We start from the raw sequence: 21,113 nt of genomic DNA on the forward strand, positions 1-21,113 counted from the left end.
TGATTCTTCTTTCAACACTTTTTCCCTAGCTTTTGCAGTCTTGAGGGTTCTACCCTTCCTGGTGTCTTTAACGTGATGGCACCACTCCGATTCCATCCCGAACTCGGTTGTGAAACTTCGCCGTGGCCAAGATACTTGTCGGGTTGCCGACCGGGACAATAGCTCGATGCCAGGATTATTCTTTCCTACCCCTCAATCCGACAAGATTGGGGGGTTTGGTTTTATCTAAGCTATGGCCTGAATTAACACAAAAGGTTGCACGATTAGTGTATTAAAAAGGTTATCGGGATGGGAATTCCAATCGCTTAATTGCTCTTGTGTCGGTTTTTCTAGTAGTTTTTCCCCGATCCAATTCTGCACTTGAGCAACCCGATCACCAGCGATCGCTTCTGCCACTTCGATTAAATTGAGGGAATCCGAAACCACGATCAGCGCATCCCTTTGAGCATGGGGGATCAAGTCACTCCACTCCACTTCGGCTAATTCCTCTAATAACTGCTCGTGAATATTACCCATACTGTCAATCCTTGCGAAAAAGCTCGCTCAATAACGAATTAGCTCCTCTTTCTAGCATACAGGCAAAGGGACAGCCGATTTCCCCATTCATAGTAATGTTAAGCTAAAATATAACGAACGTTCGATATTAAACTTATGCCTAAGATAGTGGATGTAGAACAATACCGAAAAGAACTCCTCTTAAAAAGTGCCGAACTCTTTGCCGAGAAAGGCTACGCTGACATGACGACGAGAGAATTAGCGCAAGGATTGGGAGTGTCCACGGGAACGCTGTACCACTACTTTCCCAGTAAAGCGGCACTTTTCGAGCAATTAGTCGAGGAGATGTGCCGAGAGGATGTTTTATTAGCTAAAGTCGAGATCGATCGAGGAAAAACCCTGATAGAAAAGCTAAAAATTCTCGGAAAATTTATGACTAATCGCGAGGATTCCTGTATCAAACAATTATTCTTATGGATTGATTATTCTCAATACCAAGGACGAGAAGAACTGAGTCGTAGTCAACTTTTTGAGCGCGTTGATCGCCGCTATCATAAGGCAGTAATCGAGATTTTAGGTATTAGCGATCCGAGTGTAGCTTGGTTAGTTGTCAGCGTTATTAATGGACTGATATTAGAGCGCCTGTGGTGCAATGAACAGATTGTGATCGATGAACAAATGGAATTATTAGGTAAAATTCTTACTACTTATTTGCAGAAAAACTGTTAATCCCCAAAAATCACTTATTAACTAAAAAATATGAAAGGTAAAACTTTTGTGAAACCAAATCAAAAGTTAATGATCGGGTTAATATTATTAGGCACAGGATTATTAGGAATAACCACCTTTTATAGTCTTTCCCAATTCGCCAGCAAACCCGAAACCAAAACCCCTGTAATTCCGTCACCCGCACCGCAAAAAATCACCGCTTTAGGCAGAATTGAACCGAGGACAGAAATTATCAGCATATCTGCCCCGATGTTGCTTGATTCCGATCGAGTCATGCAATTATTAGTGGATGAAGGCGATAGCGTCAAAAAGGGACAAATAATCGCCATTCTCGAAAGTCAGGAAAGATTAGAGGATAACCTGCGACAGGCACAAGAACAGGTGAAAGTAGCCGCAGCCAAACTAGAACAGGTGAAAGCTGGGGCAAAAGTCGGAGAAATCGATGCTAATGCCGCTAACGTGCGGAAAATCCAGGCACAATGGGTAGGGGATCAAGCAACCCAACGGACAACTATCCAAAGATTAACAGCGCAATTAGAAGGGGATAGGGCTGCCCAAAAAGCGACAATTGCTAAATTAGAAGCAGAATATCGCAATGCCAAAGCTGAATTCGATCGCTACGAAAAACTCTATCAAGAAGGGGCAATTTCCGCCTCTAGTTTTGATAGTAAAAGACTGAATTTAGAAACCAGTAATCAACAATTAACAGAAGCAAAAGTTACCCTAGAGAGAATTGAAAGCACCGGTAAACAACAGATACAAGAAGCCAAGACTACCCTAGCCCGGATTGAATCCACCGGTCAACAGCAGATCAAAGAGGCCAGATCCACTTTAAATCAAGTCTCAGAAGTGCGGGGAGTCGATGTGCAGGCAGCCGAAGCGGAGGTAAATGCTGCCCTAGTTGCCGTTAAAAAAGCCCAAACCGAGTTAAATCAGGCTTATATTCGATCGCCAATTACCGGCAAAGTGATTAAAGTCAATACCCGTATCGGGGAACAAATCAGCGATCAAGGAATTGTTGACCTCGCTGAAACCGATCGCATGGAGGTAATTGCCGAAATCTATCAAAGCGATATCGGGAAAATTCGCAAGGGACAAACTGCCACGATTACTGGATCGGCGTTTAAGGGCGAAGTTAGCGGAAAAGTGCGCTTAATTGCTTTAAAAGTTGACCAACAAAATATCTTCAGCAATCAACCGGGAGAAAACTTTGATCGCAAAGTTATCTCTGTCCGCATTGCCTTAGATCGCAAAAACAGTCAAAAAGTGGCAGGTTTAACCAATTCCCAAGTAACTGTAACTATCAATGAGTAGGTTTTACGGGAAGTGGGGAAGTGGGGAAGTGGGGAAGTGGGGAATTTCAACTAAAACCCCAACACCCCAACACCCCAACACCCCAACACCCCAAAACCCCAAAACCCCAAAACCCCAACACCCAATGAAACTAACCCATCTATTCAAAAAAACGCCCCTATCTTGGTTACAGGTGACGCGAGAGAAAACCCGTTTGATTGTGGCTATTGCCGGGATTGCTTTTGCTGACTTCCTAATTTTCACACAGTTGGGGTTTCGGGATGCCTTATTTGATGCTTCCGTTAAACCCCATTATGTCCTCAATGCGGATTTAGTCCTGATTAATCCCCAATTCGATACCCTCTTTGCCGTGAAAAGTTTTTCACGCGATCGCTTGTACCAAGCTCAAAGAGTCGAGGGCATTCAATCTTTAGCCTCAGTTTATATTGCTTCGGCCCAGTGGCGCAATCCCGAAACTGCCCTAGAAAGAACTACTTTAGTCTTTGGTTTTGATCCCAGTCAACGGGTTTTTACCCTCCCGGAAGTTAATCAAAAATCCAGTGATCTGAAGATGTTAAATCGCGTCTTGTACGATCAGGCAGGAAGACCAGAATTCGGTCCAATTGCCGATTTACTCCAGAAAAACCCCGATTTGACAGTTCAGTTAAATAAAAAAGAGGTACAGGTAGCGGGAATTTTTACCCTTGGTGCCTCCTTTGCTGCCGATAGTAACGTCATTAGCAGTGATTCTACCTTTTTAAGGCTCTTTCCCGAACGTCAACCCCACGAAATCGATATAGGACTGGTGAAACTGCAACCAGGGGCAAATATCGAAGCAGTTAAGGGCAATTTACAGGCACTTTTCCCTAAAAATGAAGTAATAGTCCTTACTTTAGAAGAATTTGCTGAAAGGGAAAAAACCTATTGGGCTAATAGTACAGCCATTGGTTTTATCTTTGGTTTAGGTACAGTAGTGGGTTTTATCGTCGGTATCGTCATTGTCTATCAAATTCTCTATTCCGATGTCACCGATCACTTACCCGAATACGCTACCCTAAAAGCTATGGGTTACGGTGATTGGTATTTAGTCGGGGTTTTGATGCAAGAAGCCTTATTACTAGCGGTTTTGGGGTATATACCCGGGTTTATCGTCTCTCTCGGTGTTTATAATCTCGCTTCCTCCGCTACACTTTTACCCATAGTGATGACTACCGCTAGGGCGATCGAAGTTTTAATCCTGACAATTATTATGTGTATTGCCTCTGGAATTGTCGCCATGGGCAAATTAAGGACAGCAGATCCAGCCGATATTTTTTAAACTATCAAGGGTGAAATAATGCGGATTTTTCAAAAAGAGCGAGAATTAGTCTATTTTAGCCCTAATGAACCCGTAATTGCCATTAAAGGCTTAAATCACTATTTTGGCACGGGGGAATTAAGAAAACAGGTTTTATACGATATCGATCTGGAAATTAAAGCGGGGGAAGTAGTAATTATGACCGGTCCTTCGGGATCGGGGAAAACTACTTTATTAAGTTTAATGGGAGGTTTGCGATCGACACAAGCGGGCAGTTTAAAAATTCTCGGCCAAGAAATGTTAGGAATTGGTAAGGGCAAAATGCTGAAAATTCGCCGACAAATTGGCTATATTTTTCAAGCACATAATTTACTAAAATTCCTCACAGCGAAACAAAACGTTAGGATGTCTTTGGAACTGCACGAGGAGTTTTTAGAACAAGATCTCGATCAAAAAGCGGCGGCAATTCTGGAGTCAGTCGGTTTAGGCAACCGCGTTGATTACTATCCCCATGATCTATCAGGGGGACAAAAACAACGGGTTGCGATCGCTCGCGCCCTCGTCAGTCATCCCAAATTAGTCCTCGCTGATGAACCGACCGCGGCCTTAGATAAACAATCCGGGCGCGATGTGGTGGAAATCATGCAGAAATTGGCCAAAGAACAAGGTTGCACGATTTTACTTGTCACCCACGATAACCGGATTCTCGACATCGCCGATCGCATTGTCAATATGGAGGATGGTCGTTTAGGGGATTAACTGCCCAAAAATTACTTGCCAAAAATCGGCCTTTCATGTTAGACTAAAATAATGTCATCTTGGAGAGGTGGCAGAGTGGTCGAATGCGGCAGATTGCTAATCTGTTGTACGAATCGTAAGACCGTACCGAGGGTTCGAATCCCTCCCTCTCCGTATTTTTTGGGTAGGTTCGATGACTGCTCCCCAGGATTATTTCTGCTCCGTATATGGTCCGGTTGCCTCTTGGCGTTTCGGCAGTTCCTTGGGTATCGATCCGATTGGTTTAGTTTCCACCTGTTCCTTTAACTGTGCCTACTGTCAGTTAGGAGAAATTGAGCAAAAAACCGAGCATCGAAGAATTTTTATCACTAGCGAACAAATTAGCAGGGATTTAAGCACTTTTGCCCCTTGGGACGTGGATATAGTCACTCTCAGTGGTAGCGGGGAACCCACCCTCGCCCTCAATTTAGGGGAAATACTGGCCACCGTCAAGGAAATGACCAGGCGGCCGGTGGCAGTCTTAACCAATAGTACCCTCTTGGGAGATGCCCGAGTGCGTCAAGACTTGAGCAAAGCTGATATCGTCGCCGCTAAAATCGATGCTGTTTCCGAGTCCCAATGGCGACGGGTTAACCGTCCAGTCCCCGGCCTGGATTGGCAGAGTTGTTGGTCGGGATTAAGACAATTTCGCCAAGAATGGTCGGGAAAACTAGCAATTCAAACCATGGTGCTGTCCTCTTGGTCGCCCCAAGAGCAAGACCAGTATATCGATTTGATGCAACAGCTACAACCGGATGAAATTCAGCTTAACACCCCGACCCGTCCCCGGGCCAGACAAAGACAATTAGAAACCCGCGGTAATAATCCCCTCACCGCTGCCGACGGAATGCAAATTCTCAAACCCGTAAACGCTGAAATATTGGCAATTTGGGCGCAAAAAATGGCCACGGCCACGGGAATTACCGTACGCTGTGTGCCACTTACCGCCACAGGTCTCTAAGGCTTCGGCCGGGGTTTTTCTTCTTTCGGCTTCACATTAAAATAAGCCTCCATTACCTGACGTACCATAGGTGCGGCCACTTTACCACCACCACCGCCGGAATGTTCCGCAAAGGCGACCACAACAATTTCGGGCTTGTCGAAGGGGGCGAAAGCTCCAAACCAAGCGTGGGACTTGCCCGGAGGTGCTTCTGCCGTGCCGCTTTTGCCCGCTACAGGCGGTAAAGCGGGGTCCGATAGGGACCGCCCCGTTCCTTCCGCTACCACGGCTCTCAGGGACTTTCTCAGGGTGTCTAGGGTGCTAGGTTTCATGTTCAAAGACTTGCGCCATTCCTTAACATTGCGGGCATCCTGTAAAAGGTGGGGTTTCACCAAAAAACCCCCGTTAGCGGGGACGGCAAACATCACAGCTACCTGTAGGGGAGTCGCGAGGGTAAATCCTTGACCGATCGACATATTAATCGTATCGCCTACGGACCAATCCCAGTTTTTAAAATTACGCAGTTTCCAATCGCGATCGGCAATTAACCCCGGAGTTTCTTCCGCTAATTCTATCCCGGTTTTCTGACCGAAACCGTAGCGCCGGGCTATGGCAATTAAAGTCGGTCCCCCCACCCCGCGACCTATTTGACCGTGAAAAGTGTTACTACTCATGGCCATGGCCCGGACAAAACCCATCGGACCAAAACCAGCGCGATTCCATTCCCCGAAAGCTGTCCCCCCCACATAGAGGGCAGCAAAGGTATTTAAGACCGTATTGGGGGGAAATTTACCCGATTCCATGCCAGCAGTGGCAGTGACGACTTTAAAGGTAGAAGCGGGGGGGAATCCTTGGAGAGCGCGGTTAACAAACGGGTTGCCCTCCGCTTGTAGTTTTTTCCAAGTGGCGGTGGTAATTGGGGCCGAGAAAACATTAGGATCAAAACTAGGATAACTGACCATGGCCCGCACAGAACCATCCCGGGGATCGATCGCCACGATCGCACCTTTGCGTTTTCCTAAAGCGGCCTCGGCGGCTTTTTGGAGTTTTAAATCTAGTGTCAGGGTGACATCTTGCCCCGGTTTAGCAATTTTTTGGCCGAGAATTTGGATTACTTGTCCCGATCCGTTGACCTCTAACTGCATTCCCCCCCATTCTCCCCGCAATTTTGACTCGTAGGCGGCTTCTACACCCATTTTACCGACGACATCTCCCAATCGGTAGCCCTGGGGTCTTTTGGCTTGATATTCCTCTGGGGTTAGTTCCCCAGTATAACCGAGAATATGCGCCCCGATTTTACCATTGGGATAGTAGCGCACTGATTCCACGTCCACTTCAATGCCGGTTAATTCGTCTTTGTATTCCTCTAGGGCGATAATTTGGGACGGAGTTAAACCCCTAGCAATCCGGATCAGGGTGGAGGGGTTTTCGTCCGCTTCGTTAATGCGTTTTTCTAGGTCGCTTCTGGGAATGCCTAAAATACTGGCTAAACGGTCAAGATTGAGTTTTTGGGCGGGATTACGCTGGGATTTGGGCCAAATATAGGCCGCATGGGTTAAGCGGGCCGTGGCCAAAACTTTGCCATTGCGATCGAATAAGTTGCCCCGGACCGGAGGTTTAGGAAGAATGCGAATCCGGTTATTTTCTGCCCTTTCTCGGTTAATTTGTCCTTGCTGCAGTTGTAAATAGGCCAAGCGCGAGCCGACTCCTCCTAGCAGGACAAGGCTAATTAATCCCATAATTAGCCATGACTGACGCTGACGACCGACTAGACGCTCCTTATCTTTGATTTTATTCTGTAATTTATTCGGCGCTGGCCGCGTCGGCGAGGTGAGCGTTTTTTTCCGTTTCAGTTTGACTTTGGTTTTTGAGAGGAGTCCGCTATTACGCATTTGCTTAAAGTTAAAAATTTAAAAGTTATTAGTCATCAGTTAGGGACTTGCGTGGGAATAATATCCCAGCCAGAAAATCGCTCTGTAGAAGAATTAGACCAGCCAGATGGCACATTATCAAAGCGCAAGTCCCTAACATCTCGAAGGCTCTCGCCCTACTTAGGGTGATCAGCAAACCTGATCGATCGGAGGGCGCAAGCTTTGCGCCCCTACAGTAACGGATTTTGTCCACAATGTAGGGGCGAACTGCGTTCGCCCAAAAGGTACATTATCAAAGCGCAAGTCCCGTATCAGATTTGAGTTCTAAGTGAGTAGTTTTAAATAGCACTTTCCTGATGTCTTTTCACTGTTTACTGTTCACTGAAAAAGACGCAATACTAGGTGATTTAGCTCCTCTCTTGACTAAAGTTCAGGGTATCCACAATATATCTTAACAAAATAAGTGTAAATACTGGGAGTGGAAGGAACCACTCCAGACACAGAGGACACAAAGATTGATCGCTTCTATAGTAAGTTAAAGAGAGCCAGAAAACTGGCGCACACATACAGTTAAGAGTTTGTCAAGTATTTCTTAACTATGCTCAAAAGGTAATCACACTGCGGATAGAATCCCCTTGGCGCATCAGGTCAAAGGCCTCGTTAATCCTTGCCAGAGGTAGAACGTGGGTGATTAAATCATCAATGTTAATCTTGCCCTCCATGTACCAATCGACTATTTTTGGTACATCTGTACGACCTCTCGCTCCACCAAAAGCCGTACCTTTCCAGACCCGTCCGGTGACTAATTGAAAAGGACGGGTACTAATTTCTTGGCCGGCCCCAGCTACACCGATAATAGTGGCAACACCCCAACCCTTATGGCAACATTCCAAAGCTTGACGCATAATCTGGACATTGCCGATACACTCAAAACTATAATCGGCCCCACCCTTAGTTAAATCCACCAGATAGGTCACTAAATCCCCCTCAATTTCTTGGGGATTAACAAAATGAGTCATCCCGAATTTGGTCGCTAAAGCTTGTTTCTGGGGATTGATATCGACCCCGACAATCATATCGGCCCCCACCAAACGGGCCCCTTGAATAACATTTAAACCGATACCTCCCAGACCAAAAACCACCACTTTTGCCCCCGGTTCCACTTTAGCGGTATTAATCACCGCACCGATACCTGTAGTGACTCCGCAGCCGATATAACAGACTTTTTCAAAGGGAGCATCGGGGCGAATCTTGGCTAGGGAAATCTCCGGCAGTACGGTATAGTTAGCAAAAGTCGAGGTTCCCATGTAGTGATAAAGAGGCTGACCATCGAGGGAAAAACGACTGGTTCCATCCGGCATTACTCCCCGACCTTGGGTAAGACGAATTGCTTGACAGAGATTGGTTTTAAAGCTGAGACAGTATTCGCACTGACGACATTCGGGAATGTATAGGGGAATCACAGGATCACCCACTTTTAAGCTAGTGACACCTTTTCCCACTTCTACCACGATTCCGGCCCCTTCATGGCCTAAAATTGAGGGAAATAAGCCTTCAGGATCGGCCCCAGAGAGAGTATAGGCATCGGTGTGACAAACTCCCGTGGCTTTGATTTCTACTAACACTTCCCCCGCTTGCGGTGGTGCTAATTGTACCGTTTCAATAGTTAGGGGTTTTCCCGCTTCTAGGGCAACTGCCGCTCGAACATCCATAGGCTCAAAGCAATAGGTTTTTTCCAGTATAATACCGTTAAACTGCTGAAGAGTTGTAATAGAACAATTCTAAACTTATCTCTATGTTAGTCCTCACCATCCGCGAAGAAGGAATTAACGATGGTGGCTTTACTGCTACTCTCAATTTTGATAGCGGTAACAGCTACCCAATTACGGTTACTGACCCCTTTACTAACCAAGAAGAAAAAGACCTAGAATGGTACTTTGAGGAATGGTTAGTATTTCCCACCCTAGACACGGATAAGGCGCAAAAAGCCGCCAACAGTGTCCAAAACTATGGCGAAAACCTATTTAAACAGGTTTTCCAGAGTAATTTAAATGCTTATGGGGAATATCGAGACTTACGAAAGCAGTTAAGTCAACTGCAAATTATCATCGAAAGTCAGTCGCCAGAATTTCAAGCTTTACATTGGGAAGCGCTGAAAGATCCTGATTTACCGCGTCCCTTTTCTATAGATTGTATCATCTCCCGTCAGCGTCGAGGGGCTACAGTTGTCCCGGTGCAAATGGCCACTTATCCTACTATCAATCTTCTGGTGGTGATTGCGCGTCCTAATGAGGAATCTGATGTTAACTATCGCACGATTTCCCGTCCTTTGGTAGAACTGGTAAATAGTAGTGAAATACCGGTAAAAATTGATATATTGCGTCCCGGAACTTATGAATCACTAACCAGACATCTGGATGAGAAGGGAGAAGGATACTATCATGTTATTCATTTCGATGTTCATGGCGGATTAATGGAATATGAACAGTACCAAAGACAGGTTCACGGGGATTCTTGGCGCTATCAAAGGGGATGGGGACTGGAGGATTTAGCAGAATATGAGGGAGTAAAAGCTTTTCTGTTTCTGGAAGGAGAAGAAAAAGGTCAAGCGACTCCGGTAGAAGCGACGGAATTAGCGAATTTACTCACCGGGAAAAATATCCCTATTTGTATTCTCAATGCTTGTCAGTCAGCAAAGCAAATTTCCCAGGAATCAGAAGACTATCGGGAAACCAGTTTAGGAAGTCGTTTGATGACTGCGGGAATGCAAGCATTGGTGGCGATGGGATATTCGGTGACGGTTTCTGCAGCTAAGTTGATGATGAAACCAATTTATCAGCAATTATTGAACGGAAAAGACCTAACGGAAGCGATGCGAAAGGGACGGTTAGAGTTATTCAATAATAAGCAACGCCGCGCCTATTATAATACGATAATAGATTTAGAAGATTGGTTATTACCGGTGATTTATTGTCGCGGTAAAATTAATCTCAATTTGCGTCCATTTACTCCAGAAGAGGAGGAAAAATACTGGGAACATATCGGCAATCAATATGTCTTTCCTTTACCAGAATACGGCTTTGTCGGCAGGGATTTAGAAATTCTCAAGATGGAAAAGGCGCTGCTGAAACATAATATCCTTTTACTCAAAGGAATGGGAGGGACAGGAAAAACTACTTTACTCAATTATCTACGAGAATGGTGGCAGAAAACCAACTGGGCGACCCGTATTTTCTATTTTGTATTGGCACGCAGTTGGTAGTGATCGCCTGATTGGTAGCATCTAAACTCTAGTCACCTTATCCTCAAAGCCCCTTGACAAAAGAGTCACAGCCTTAAGTTGTCACGAATGGCCTTGAGGTGTTAAAATAAGAATTACTGTCACTAAACAGTTCTTTAGTACAAAAGAACCTAGCGAGAATGAGAGGGATCATTATGTCTTCTGAAGACAAAAGGAAATTATTGTTAGAAAAAGTGTCCTGCGAGGCTCAGTCAAGACTCGCATATTATGACTTGCTTAAGCAGGGAGAGGTTTTTCGCCAACACCTAGAGTCTTTGTCTGACAATGAATCTGTCAAGATTGAGGAGATAGATAAGCATTTCTTGAAAGGCTTTTTGTCTTATTCTAGTCGCTTATATACTACAGGCGAAATTAGTAAATCTGCTTATATATCTCTGGTTACTCAAGCTGCCGAATCTTATGCTGAGAGGCTGGTGGAGTCAAAATTGGCAAAAGCCTTGAAGAAATATGAGCTTTATCTTGAAAAAGCTAGTCTTCGTTGGTTTTTGTAAGAAAAACTAGATATCCTAACCCACAATATTCTTGGTTGATTAGAAGTAACATTTTGTTGAGCAATTGATTAAAAGTATGGTATCTGAGCAATCACAAGAAGAACAGGAAATTAACTCCACATCTGAAAATGAAGAGGGTAAAGGAAATGTATCTTCTCCTGTAGGAGATGAACAGCAAGGGAAAAGCTCAAATATGCAAAACCAGAAACAAGATGATGATGACGATGATGATTTGTTATCTCCATCTATAGAAGATATATTGCCCCCGGAAGTTCTTGAAGAATTGCCACCCAAGGAAAAGAAGCAAATTGTGACTGGTCTATCATTTATGGCAATGCAGGGGGGTTCTCGGCAGAGTTCTCCTCTGGTAAAACAACTCAAGTCTGAACACATTACTCAAATCATTGAGAACTCAGAAAAAGAAAATCAGAGAGAGTTTGAGAAAAGCAAAATTAGCGAGAACACCAAGAGATGGGGCATGGGAGCAATTTTAGCTCTTGTGGCTGTTGTATTTGTTTATGCGGGTGTCACTAAAGATAGAGATTTGTCTGAAAAGGTTGTTCTAGCAGGTATTTCTGCTCTTGGAGGGTTTGGAGCAGGTTACGCCGTTGCCAAAGAAAAGTAGCTTACTAAAAGGAGTTGGGGAATTGAGCCAAGCCAAAAGTTATTACCTGCAAGCCTTACAAATTTTTGCAGAATTTAACGATGGTTACAGCGTACAAACCTTTTCTTTGCCTAGTCTTGTTGCTCTTTATCAGCAAACGCAAGATGAGGAGATTGTTGTCGGTATTGCTTCTGTTTTGGGGATTGGGGTTGAGGAGGTGCGGGGTTTGCTGGATGGAGGGTTAGAATGGGTTTTGGGCGCAGGGATTGTTTGAGCGCAATCATTGTTTGGGCGCAAGCATTGCGCCCCTACGGGGGAAATATTGGTTTGTCTTGGGATCTCGAAGTGTTCGGCGATGAAGCTGTTGAGTAATTCCTTTGAGGCTTGAGGTTAGTATAATTATGACAACCGCCAAGGCTGTTAGGATATTTACAATCTCCGAAACCCTCTCAGGTTGTACTTTTGATTTCTGACTTGCGCGTAGCGCTATAACAGGAGGACAAATCGAATGGCGGCTCTCTTGGATTTGGTGGGTAAAATGTATTCTAAGATACATTCCTCCTAGCGAGGGAGTGGAACGAACCACAAAGACACAAAGGACACAAAGATCGATCGATCATATAGTAAGTTAAACTTATCACACAGAACCTAGAAGAGCCGAATGGCAGCAAACCTAATTATTAAATATGACCCCACTGGAGACATTCTCTATATTAACAAATGCGCTCCCTATACCGAACAAGAATCCGAAGAATTAGGAGATGATATTATCGTGAGAGTCAACCCAAAAACCGAAGAAATAGAAAACCTAGAAATCCTTTTTTTCTCCCAAAGACTACAAGAAAACAACGAACTCCAACTTCCCCTCATCGCCAATCTCCGCTTGGCAGTTTAGTGTAATCAGATTGAGTAAATCATTAAAACAACTTAGCTTATGTCTGCAAATATTCGTCAACAACTCCATCAACATATCGATTAATTACCAGATCACATATTGGTTTGTTACGCTACAAACTACCACTAGATATAGATATAACCCAAGCCAAAGACACGAAGCAAATCTCGGCATCCTTCTTCAAAATTATCATTAAAATTAATAATTTGGAAGCTAGGTAAGACCCAAGAAAGTTTTGTATATTCACAAGGTTGATAGAGAATTGGCAAAATTTTATCTTCAAAACGCTGATCTTGTAAAGTAAAAATTAGTTCTCGCTTTACCCACATAGAATCGACCGCATCAGGAGAGAGAACGATAATAAACCAATCACATCGCCTCAAAGCTTTCCCAATTTCATCATGCCATTGCTGTGCGCCTAAAATATTAGTTTCACTATACCAAACGGGAACTCCATGACGGCGTAATTCATTGGCCAAATGAGAGACAAACTCTCGATTTTTGCTAGAATGGGAAAGAAAAGCTTCTTGGGGAATCATCTCATACCTATAGTTAAAATTAGACAAAGCATAGCTTGGGATGAGACAAGCCAAATCTAAAAGTGGTGTATCTCATGAGTCAGTCCGTCGGAGCTTGTCGTATTTTTAAGTGCCTGTGTAATTTCTTTCAATTCTTGATTGTCTTGTTCAAGATTAGGGACGAAAATCATTGGAAATTTTTTGAGAATCCAAGGAATATGTTCTAGGTTTGAATTATCTGAGGAAGAGACAATAACAGGAATGATACGACCTTGATACTTTTCTTCTCCAATTGCATAACTAATATCAGAAACAACATTAAAAGGCTTCAGTGATTCTGGTGTTAATAAGACTATCATTGCTTCAGATTCTTGTAAGGCTTTACCTATGTTATTAGCCCAGTTTTCCCCGGGTAACATTTCAGCAGCATCCCAAACTTGAAAGCCATCTTCTTTGAGAGAATCAGCAACTCTCTTAGCTAACTTAGCCTCAGTAAAGGCATGACTAATAAAAACTTTCATATTCTTTCTAGCTTCCTCGATATTTAAATTAATTCAACTGATTTATTCATAATCTGCTGACAATTTACTAAGAGTATAGCGTTTTTAGTCGCTAGAGAAACTCATTTACTCCTCGACTTCATCAGGAATAGATTCAGCTAACTTAAGCATAGCGCCTAAATCGACTGTTTCTTCAGCGAAATCTCCCGTGCGGGCTTCTGCGAGTCCCCGTTTGAGCGACTCGCGGACCCTAGGATTCTGAAAAGCCCATAGTTCTCCCCCCAGAATCGCAACCATGGGAACCAGGAGGAGTTCCCCGCTTGTATTCATCAGTATCCGATAGTGACGGTTGCTACATTGAGTCCCAAGGCTAATCCGTCCCCAAGCATCAGCCTGAATATCTTCTTTAATGAGCGAAAAATTCTGATACTCCATCACGTCTCCTCCTCTCTTCATATACTTATTCTAGATAAGTTACCCAATTTGGGCAATAGGGTTATGTCCATTTAGCTTCTCACTATCTAAAGAAAACAGGTTAAACTTGTTCGGGCTGGAGCCTTAACAACAAACCCAGTTTGTAGTTGCACTCTCTTCGCTAAATTCTCTCCCCTTTCCTTGTAGGATAGGGTTCAGGGGAGAGGTCAATAATTAAGAATCCAATGCGATCGCAATATCTGGTAATGATCAAGTATAATAATAAATATGAAGACCAAATTATTCATCTACCGTTAACTTAATCAAAGCCAAATGAACTTATTAAAACAATCGGACATTCAAGAAAATCCCACAACACTTTACGAACAAGATATTCAGTTGTGGATTGAGCAAACTATTCATCAATTACAGAATCGACAGTTTGAACAACTGGATATAGAAAACTTAATTGAGGAGTTAAAAGATTTGGGTAAGTCAGAGAAACGCGCCTTAGAGAGCAACTTAATGGTCTTGTTGATTCACTTACTCAAATTAAAGATACAGCATGATGCTCCTGAGACAATGAAAGCAAGTTGGTATAATTCAGTAGATGAGCATCGCCAGCGCGTTCAAGATGATTTACTTAAGACTCCCTCTCTTAAATCTTATCTCTTAATCTCCATCACACAAGCCTATTCCAGCGCTCGTAAAGTCGCCATCAAACAGGGTAAACGCGCTCAATTTGGTATTCGTATTCCCCAAGAAAGTGAGTATCCCCTCGCTTGTCCTTTCACACCTGAACAGATTCTAAATGAGGACTTTTACGGGTAAAAACGAAAGTAAACATTATCGATAATAAAACCATGAAACCAGAATATGACCTTGCCAACATGAAAAATCGCCCGAATGACCTAACCCCCCTTCCCTGGGAAATAAGGGGGGAATAAAGTTTTTAACACCTAACTACTTATATCTCAATAAATCTCTTGGATAAATCATAGCAAAGTGAACCTTTCATGTACTCTAAATTAAGGAGAAGACGATGGCTAATCTGGATGATGTAGGAAGAGCGAAAGCAGCTGATAAAAACCTGAACGATGCTAACCGAAGCGATGTGCAGGTAAACAAAACAAGACCATATCCTTAACTGTTCTCTCTGATTTAGAGCAGTTAACCCTGTCAGTAACGGATATTTTGCTTGGTTAAAAATTTAGGTAAATTCAATTAAAAATAGCAAATTACCATTAACATAAATCTTAATTAAGGAGGTAAATATGGTTCAAATTTTACAAGCAAAAGAAGTCACCCTCAGAGATTTAATTAGTCATTTTCAACTAGAGTTTATAGAAGATGAGCATTTTTTTGGGGAATGGCAGCAAGACTTAGAAGCAATCTCTGACCAAGAAAAAGAATTGTTAGATAAAATCAAAACAGGTTATTTTAACTTATTGAATTATCCTCCCTTTTTGGAAACTTCGGTGAGGATGACGGTTTTAGATCCATTATTATTTATTGGTAACTTTTATCTATTTCCTTTTCATATTAAAGCAGAAGATTCCGTTGAAATTATTACAGAAGATCAAGATTTAATAATTAAGGGAAGGTTAGATACTTTAATTCTAAAAGAGCAATTATGGGTAATGATTATTGAATCAAAACGGGTTATTTATTCCGTTGAAGCAGGTTTACCGCAATTATTAGCTTATTTAATGGTCAATCCTCATCCCAACCGTCCTAATTATGGAATGTTGACCAATGGTTCCGAGTTTTTATTTGTTAAATTATTATGGGACGGTAAACCTTTATACGGAACCTCTCGTTTATTTGCCATGAGAAATCCGGGGGATTTATATGAAGTTCTCAAAATCCTTAAACATCTCTGTCAACTAATTTGAGTATCAAGATAATCAGTACCTAATTTTACGACTGTTGATAACTCCAGCAGAATCGTTACTCTCCTATTTCCCTCTGTTGTATAATTGGCTCTGCAAGGAACAAATCAGTAAGCATAAATAAAAATTATCAGGATTTTTTCGGCTTTTCTTGACTATTTCAGCCTGATTTGTCCTAACAAGCTCAAGAATACGAGATTTTTTCTCTAGAATTGCCCGGCCTGAGAGGGGAATGATAAAGTTAGATAAGAAAATTAAAGATGGTGTGATTAAAGTGAAATTTGCTGCTAGTACCTATTTTTCCCTGCTGCGTCATTGTGCCGTTCCTTTGTTGTCGATCGCCACTTTTACGCCAATTCTCTTAACTTATTTAGCCAAGGAAAAACCAGAAACCCCGCAAGCGCAGGCAAATCTAGAGACTGCTGCCTCCCCTGCTCCTATTATCCCATCTCCGATCGCCCCCTTAACCGCGCCATCACCGAAACTATCCCCCTCTCCCCAATCTTCTGCGATTCCAAAATCAGCACCCTCTCCTCAGTCTTCCCTCTCCGCACCGAAAAAATTAGCACCCTTTCCTCAGTCTTCTCCTAATACTTCCCCCGCTGCCGCGGCCAAACCGGTAACTAGACAACCTTTAGCGGTTCCCGCTAATTATACGCCGCCGGTCCTAGAAATTCGCGTAGCGATTAAAAGGGATGTGGCCAGTGTTTTGATTGGAGTTAACGGGCCGGCGGTGATCACCGACCGTCAAGGTCGTGGTTTAAAAACGATTGCCACTAACGAGGGTTTACCGGTGATTGCCAGTGCCAATGGCTTAAAAATGGGCGATTTATCGCTGCCAGAGGTGATTTTTGTGCAGCCCACCAGTGCCGATGGTTTAGTTTATGTGGATGATGGTTGGTATCGGGGCAAAGTGCTGCTTGTTGCCCAAGGCGATCGCTTGTTAGTGGTCAATCATGTTAATTTAGAGGCCTATCTCTATAGTGTAGTGGGTAGTGAAATGCACTCCACTGCGCCAATGCACGCTTTAAAGGCACAGGCGATCGCCGCTCGTTCCTACGCCCTAGTACACATGATCCGCCCCGCTAATGCTTGGTTTCATCTGGGCAATACCCAACGCTGGCAGGTATATAAAGGCATTCGCTCGGAGTATCAATCGACTCACCAGGCGGTTAATGCCACTGCTGGGCAGATTCTCAGCTATAAAGGGGGTGTAGTCGAGTCTCTTTATGCCGCCACGGATGAAATTGTCGCTTGGGCCCACGGTGGTCGCGGTATGAGTCAAACTGGAGCTTATAAATTAGCGGAAAAAGGCCTAGATTATCAACAAATTCTCGGTAATTATTATCCCGGAGTTGGTTTAGCTCGTCTAGTTCTACAAAATTAGATTGATTGGCTTTCTCGACTGAAAACTCAAATCTGATCACTGATAACTGATCACTGAAATGCCGAATGGCAGATTTCTAGTAACCGTATTACAATAAACTTTCAAAATGCTATAGCAGTAAATCTCTCTATGAATAGCCCCTTTCTTGACTACCTCAACGGTCCCAAGCATCCCGTCCTCGTCTTTGATGGAGCGATGGGAACTTCCCTACAAAGCCAAAATCTGACGGCCGAGGACTTTGGTGGGGCAGAATACGAAGGGTGTAACGAGTATCTTGTCCATACGAAACCTAGCGCCGTAGCCAAAGTCCACGAAGCCTTTTTAGCAGTGGGTGCGGATGTGATTGAAACCGACACCTTCGGGGGAACCTCGATAGTTTTAGCCGAGTACGATTTAGCCGATCAAGCCTATTATCTCAACAAAAGTGCCGCCGAACTGGCCAAAGCTTGCGCTAATAAATACTCTACTCCCGAAAAACCCCGTTTTGTGGCGGGTTCCATGGGGCCGGGGACAAAACTGCCCACTTTGGGTCATATTGACTTTGATAGGCTCAAAAATGCCTATGTGGAACAGGTAGAGGGTCTGTATGATGGCGGAGCAGATTTATTATTAGTAGAAACCTGTCAGGATGTCCTGCAAATTAAAGCGGCTTTAAATGCTATTGAAGAAGTATTTCAGAAAAAAGGTCAACGATTGCCCCTAATGGTTTCGGTGACGATGGAAACCATGGGAACGATGTTAGTAGGAACGGAAATTAACGCCGTTGTCTCTATTTTACAACCCTATAAAATTGATATTTTGGGACTTAACTGCGCCACTGGTCCCGATTTAATGAAACCCCATATTAAATATCTCTCGGAAAATTCCCCTTTTATTGTTTCTTGTATTCCTAATGCTGGTTTACCGGAAAATGTCGGCGGTCAAGCGCATTATCGCCTCACTCCCGTAGAATTAAAAATGGCTTTAATGCACTTTATCGAAGATTTGGGAGTACAAATTATTGGCGGTTGTTGTGGTACTCGTCCCGACCATATTCAAGCTTTAGCGGAACTAAGTCAGGGTTTAACTCCGAAATCTCGTCATTATCATTATGAACCCTCCGCCGCCTCTATTTATAGTACCCAACCCTATATTCAAGATAATTCTTTCCTCATTGTCGGGGAAAAATTAAACGCCAGTGGTTCTAAAAAATGTCGGGAACTGCTCAATGCTGAAGACTGGGATAGTTTAGTATCGATGGCGAAAGCGCAGGTAAAAGAAGGGGCGCATATTCTCGATGTCAACGTCGATTATGTGGGCCGGGATGGGGTGCGCGATATGCACCAATTAGCCTCTCGTTTAGTTAATAATGTCACCCTACCTTTAATGTTAGATTCCACCGAATGGGAAAAAATGGAAGCGGGGTTAAAAGTAGCGGGGGGTAAATGTATCCTCAACTCTACTAACTACGAAGACGGGGAACCGCGTTTTTATCAAGTCTTGGATTTAGCGAAAAAATACGGCGCAGGGGTAGTAATTGGAACCATTGATGAAGAAGGAATGGGACGCACTGCCGAGAAAAAATTCCAGATAGCTAAACGGGCCTATTATGGGGCGATAGAATACGGAATTCCTCCCTACGAAATCTTTTTTGATCCTCTAGCTTTACCGATTTCTACTGGTATCGAAGAAGACCGAGAAAATGGCAAGGCTACTATCGAAGCAATGCGCCGAATTCGCCAAGAACTGCCCGAATGTCACATTCTTTTAGGTGTGTCTAATATCTCTTTTGGGTTGAATCCGGCAGCGCGTCAGGTATTAAATTCCGTCTTCCTCCACGAAGCGATGCAGGTGGGAATGGATGGGGCAATTGTCAGCGCTAATAAGATTCTTCCTTTGGCAAAAATTGAACCAGAATATCAGCAAATTTGTCGGGATTTAATCTATGATAATCGTCGTTTTGATGGCGATATATGTGTTTATGATCCCCTGACCAAATTAACCGAATTATTTGCGGGAAAAACCACTAAAAAAGACCCCTCTAGTAATGCTAATTTACCCGTGGAGGAACGCTTAAAACAGCATATTATTGATGGGGAAAGATTGGGACTGGAAGACGCTTTGAATCAAGCTTTACAGGACTATCCACCCCTAGATATTATTAATATTTTCCTCTTGGATGGGATGAAGGTAGTGGGTGAGTTATTTGGTTCAGGACAAATGCAGTTACCTTTTGTTCTCCAATCTGCCCAAACTATGAAAGCAGCTGTTGCTTTTTTAGAACCATTTATGGAGAAAAAAGAGGGGGATAATAATGCCAAAGGGACTTTTATTATCGCAACGGTTAAAGGGGATGTTCACGATATTGGTAAAAATTTAGTTGATATTATCTTGACAAATAACGGCTATAAGGTGATTAATTTGGGCATTAAACAACCCGTAGAAAATATCATCGAAGCCTACAAAGAACATAAAGCCGATTGTATCGCTATGAGCGGTTTATTGGTGAAATCGACGGCTTTTATGAAGGAAAATCTGGAGGTTTTTAACGAAAAAGGAATCACCGTTCCTGTTATCCTTGGCGGGGCAGCTTTAACTCCCAAATTTGTCCATGATGACTGTCAAAAAACCTACAAGGGACAGGTTATCTATGGTAAAGATGCCTTCTCTGACCTGCATTTTATGGATAAATTAATGCCCGCTAAAGCTGGGGGTCAATGGGATGATAGTAAAGGCTTTTTAGCGGAGTTTGCCGAGGCAGAAAAAAGCCCGGTTGTTGCCGAAGAATTAAAGGTTAATCCCGATACTATTTTTACCGATGGCAGCGTGGACAAAGAATTAGTTATTGATACCCGTCGGTCCGAAGCGGTGGCAGTTGATATTCCCCGACCAACACCGCCCTTCTGGGGTACTAAAATATTAACAGCAGCAGAAATTCCCATCGAGGAGGTTTTCTGGTATTTAGACCTACAAGCTTTATTTGTCGGTCAATGGCAATTTCGCAAACCACAAAGCCAATCCAAGCAAGAATACGACCAGTTTTTACAGGAAAAAGTTCATCCAATTCTAACAGCATGGAAAGAGAAAATTGTCAAGGAAAATTTACTAAACCCCACATTAATTTATGGTTATTTTCCCTGTCAGTCGTCCGGTAATTCCCTCTTAATTTACGATCCCGAATCGATACAAGCGGGCGAAAAACCCGAAAATCTGCAACCGAGTGCCATTTTTGAGTTTCCTCGCCAGAAATCTGGTCGTCGTCTCTGTATTGCTGACTTTTTCGCCCCGCAGGAATCCGGGATTATCGACGTTTTCCCGATGCAAGCGGTGACAGTGGGGGAAATCGCCACGGAATACGCTAAATCTCTCTTTGATGCCAACGAATATACCGAATACCTCTATTATCACGGCATGGCTGTGCAAACCGCCGAAGCCATGGCCGAATGGACCCACACCCGCATCCGTCGCGAGTTAGGTTTCGCAGAGTTCGATCCCGATAATATCCGCGATATACTGCAACAGCGTTACCGGGGTTCTCGCTATAGTTTCGGCTATCCCGCTTGTCCCAATATTCAGGACCAATACAAGCAACTAGATCTGTTAGGATGCGATCGCATTGGGATGTCTATGGACGAAAGCGAACAATTGTACCCAGAACAATCCACCACCGCCATTATCACCTATCACCCCACCGCTAAATACTTTAGTACCTAATCAGTTATCAGTTATC

18 protein-coding genes, 1 tRNA gene, 1 rRNA gene and 2 pseudogenes are annotated in these 21,113 nt (G+C 43.5%); 16 read left to right on the plus strand and 6 right to left on the minus strand.

The annotated features are described in order from the left end of the window. Positions 1-57: 57 nt before the first annotated feature. Positions 58-175, plus strand: a 5S ribosomal RNA gene (gene rrf / locus EWV66_RS07260). 50 nt (positions 176-225) lie between these two features. Here the strand turns inward: rrf and EWV66_RS07265 are convergent. Continuing rightward, positions 226-516 carry a DUF2288 domain-containing protein gene (locus tag EWV66_RS07265; RefSeq protein WP_052277653.1) on the minus strand — a complete coding sequence of 97 codons (291 nt, stop codon included), beginning with the start codon at positions 514-516 and terminating at the stop codon, positions 226-228. 135 nt (positions 517-651) lie between these two features. Between EWV66_RS07265 and EWV66_RS07270 the strand changes: the two genes are divergently transcribed. The 6 genes from EWV66_RS07270 to EWV66_RS07295 all read left to right on the plus strand — a co-directional run bounded on the left by EWV66_RS07270 (position 652) and on the right by EWV66_RS07295 (position 5,552). Further along, positions 652-1,224, plus strand: coding sequence for a TetR/AcrR family transcriptional regulator (locus tag EWV66_RS07270; protein ID WP_052277652.1), 573 nt, complete (start codon positions 652-654; stop codon positions 1,222-1,224). Between the two features lie 30 nt (positions 1,225-1,254). Continuing rightward, on the plus strand, positions 1,255-2,538 hold the full coding sequence (locus EWV66_RS07275) for an HlyD family efflux transporter periplasmic adaptor subunit (protein WP_287107107.1): 1,284 nt from the start codon (positions 1,255-1,257) through the stop codon (positions 2,536-2,538). 124 nt (positions 2,539-2,662) lie between these two features. Further along, on the plus strand, positions 2,663-3,835 hold the full coding sequence (gene devC / locus EWV66_RS07280) for an ABC transporter permease DevC (RefSeq protein WP_052278532.1): 1,173 nt from the start codon (positions 2,663-2,665) through the stop codon (positions 3,833-3,835). A gap of 18 nt (positions 3,836-3,853) precedes the next feature. Further along, positions 3,854-4,573 carry a DevA family ABC transporter ATP-binding protein gene (locus EWV66_RS07285; RefSeq protein WP_052277650.1) on the plus strand — a complete coding sequence of 240 codons (720 nt, stop codon included), beginning with the start codon at positions 3,854-3,856 and terminating at the stop codon, positions 4,571-4,573. Between the two features lie 61 nt (positions 4,574-4,634). Next, positions 4,635-4,726 (plus strand) — tRNA-Ser (locus tag EWV66_RS07290). Between the two features lie 19 nt (positions 4,727-4,745). Next, a complete protein-coding gene (locus EWV66_RS07295) occupies positions 4,746-5,552 on the plus strand; it encodes a radical SAM protein (protein ID WP_287107108.1) in 807 nt (268 codons plus the stop codon). On the opposite strand, the gene mrdA is transcribed toward EWV66_RS07295, so the two are convergent. Both mrdA and EWV66_RS07305 read right to left on the minus strand, forming a co-directional pair. Continuing rightward, positions 5,549-7,423, minus strand: a complete 1,875-nt coding sequence (mrdA, locus tag EWV66_RS07300) for a penicillin-binding protein 2 (protein ID WP_052277649.1) — start codon at positions 7,421-7,423, stop codon at positions 5,549-5,551. The genes EWV66_RS07295 and mrdA overlap by 4 nt on opposite strands. A 581-nt stretch (positions 7,424-8,004) precedes the next feature. After that, entirely contained in the window at positions 8,005-9,114 is a 1,110-nt protein-coding gene (locus EWV66_RS07305; RefSeq protein ID WP_287107109.1) for an S-(hydroxymethyl)glutathione dehydrogenase/class III alcohol dehydrogenase, read from the minus strand. An 83-nt stretch (positions 9,115-9,197) separates the two neighbouring features. On the opposite strand from EWV66_RS07305, the pseudogene EWV66_RS07310 reads away from it, so the two are divergent. The 5 genes and pseudogenes from EWV66_RS07310 to EWV66_RS07330 all read left to right on the plus strand — a co-directional run. Further along, a pseudogene (locus EWV66_RS07310) lies at positions 9,198-10,643 on the plus strand (CHAT domain-containing protein); the annotation flags it as partial. A gap of 194 nt (positions 10,644-10,837) precedes the next feature. After that, on the plus strand, positions 10,838-11,194 hold the full coding sequence (locus EWV66_RS07315) for a hypothetical protein (RefSeq protein ID WP_016517162.1): 357 nt from the start codon (positions 10,838-10,840) through the stop codon (positions 11,192-11,194). A gap of 76 nt (positions 11,195-11,270) precedes the next feature. Then, the gene (locus EWV66_RS07320; RefSeq protein WP_147069308.1) at positions 11,271-11,819 is read left to right on the plus strand and encodes a hypothetical protein; all 549 of its coding nucleotides are present in this window, start codon (positions 11,271-11,273) and stop codon (positions 11,817-11,819) included. 7 nt (positions 11,820-11,826) lie between these two features. Next, a pseudogene (locus EWV66_RS07325) lies at positions 11,827-12,072 on the plus strand (hypothetical protein); the annotation flags it as partial. A 387-nt stretch (positions 12,073-12,459) separates the two neighbouring features. After that, positions 12,460-12,693, plus strand: a complete 234-nt coding sequence (locus EWV66_RS07330; protein WP_002736855.1) for a DUF2283 domain-containing protein — start codon at positions 12,460-12,462, stop codon at positions 12,691-12,693. A gap of 125 nt (positions 12,694-12,818) precedes the next feature. Here the strand turns inward: EWV66_RS07330 and EWV66_RS07335 are convergent, their stop codons facing one another. The 3 genes from EWV66_RS07335 to EWV66_RS07345 form a co-directional block, all read right to left on the minus strand. After that, positions 12,819-13,259 (minus strand): toll/interleukin-1 receptor domain-containing protein, encoded by a 441-nt coding sequence (locus EWV66_RS07335; RefSeq protein ID WP_287115928.1) that lies wholly within the window; start codon positions 13,257-13,259, stop codon positions 12,819-12,821. Between the two features lie 29 nt (positions 13,260-13,288). Continuing rightward, positions 13,289-13,732, minus strand: coding sequence for a toll/interleukin-1 receptor domain-containing protein (locus tag EWV66_RS07340; RefSeq protein WP_002735722.1), 444 nt, complete (start codon positions 13,730-13,732; stop codon positions 13,289-13,291). Between the two features lie 105 nt (positions 13,733-13,837). Continuing rightward, complete coding sequence (locus EWV66_RS07345) at positions 13,838-14,146, minus strand: hypothetical protein (protein WP_287107110.1); 309 nt, start codon at positions 14,144-14,146, stop codon at positions 13,838-13,840. A gap of 312 nt (positions 14,147-14,458) precedes the next feature. On the opposite strand from EWV66_RS07345, the gene EWV66_RS07350 reads away from it, so the two are divergent. The 4 genes from EWV66_RS07350 to metH all read left to right on the plus strand — a co-directional run bounded on the left by EWV66_RS07350 (position 14,459) and on the right by metH (position 21,097). Next, positions 14,459-14,956: a DUF29 domain-containing protein gene (locus EWV66_RS07350; RefSeq protein ID WP_159293251.1), complete on the plus strand. Its 498-nt coding sequence runs from the start codon at positions 14,459-14,461 to the stop codon at positions 14,954-14,956. Between the two features lie 443 nt (positions 14,957-15,399). Then, complete coding sequence (locus EWV66_RS07355; protein ID WP_287107111.1) at positions 15,400-16,020, plus strand: type I restriction endonuclease; 621 nt, start codon at positions 15,400-15,402, stop codon at positions 16,018-16,020. A 229-nt stretch (positions 16,021-16,249) separates the two neighbouring features. Then, positions 16,250-17,404: a SpoIID/LytB domain-containing protein gene (locus EWV66_RS07360; RefSeq protein WP_072924596.1), complete on the plus strand. Its 1,155-nt coding sequence runs from the start codon at positions 16,250-16,252 to the stop codon at positions 17,402-17,404. 129 nt (positions 17,405-17,533) lie between these two features. Beyond that, positions 17,534-21,097, plus strand: coding sequence for a methionine synthase (metH, locus tag EWV66_RS07365; protein ID WP_072924599.1), 3,564 nt, complete (start codon positions 17,534-17,536; stop codon positions 21,095-21,097). The last annotated feature ends 16 nt before the right edge of the window (positions 21,098-21,113 follow it).

The sequence above is a fragment of the Microcystis sp. M_OC_Ca_00000000_C217Col genome, assembly GCF_007095585.1.
GTDB classification, from domain to species: Bacteria; Cyanobacteriota; Cyanobacteriia; order Cyanobacteriales; family Microcystaceae; genus Microcystis; species Microcystis panniformis.